General features: G+C 55.4%; 1 protein-coding gene. It reads left to right on the forward strand.

The window, feature by feature from the left end; translation table 11 throughout:
* Window positions 1-21 precede the first annotated feature (21 nt).
* A partial coding sequence (locus LKK83_RS01220) for a S8 family serine peptidase (protein WP_324628920.1) occupies window positions 22-455 on the forward strand: 434 nt, incomplete at its 3' end.

Genomic DNA, 455 nt, shown 5'->3' on the forward strand with positions numbered 1-455 from the left:
TATGCACGTCAGAATAACGTCATGATTGTGGCCGCTGCTGGGAATGACGGTGGTGTGATGTCGGCGTTGGGTCAAGCTTCTCAGGAGTTTGACAATATTATGACCGTGGGTGCGGCGGAACAGTTTGACCCAGAGACATCGGTTTGGAAGGGGGCTGACCGTACGGATTATTCTAGTTATGGTCGGGGTTTGGATGTGATGGCCTATGGGGGAACGACGGAGAATCCCCAATTGTCGTTAGCTGGGGAAGGAACCAGTGGTATGGCGGGGACTTCCGTAGCCACGGCGAAGGTGACAGGTGCGGTGTCTCAGGTGTGGGCGGCCAATCCTGAGTTGAGTTACCGCCAGGTGGTGGATATTATCCGCGATACAGCGACAGATTTGGGCAGTACGGGTCATGATGCTGAAACGGGCGCTGGCTTGCTGAATATGACGGCGGCGGTGCATTTGGCGAA

The organism is Phormidium sp. CCY1219 (assembly GCF_035615515.1).
Taxonomy (GTDB): domain Bacteria; phylum Cyanobacteriota; class Cyanobacteriia; order Cyanobacteriales; family Laspinemataceae; genus CCY1219.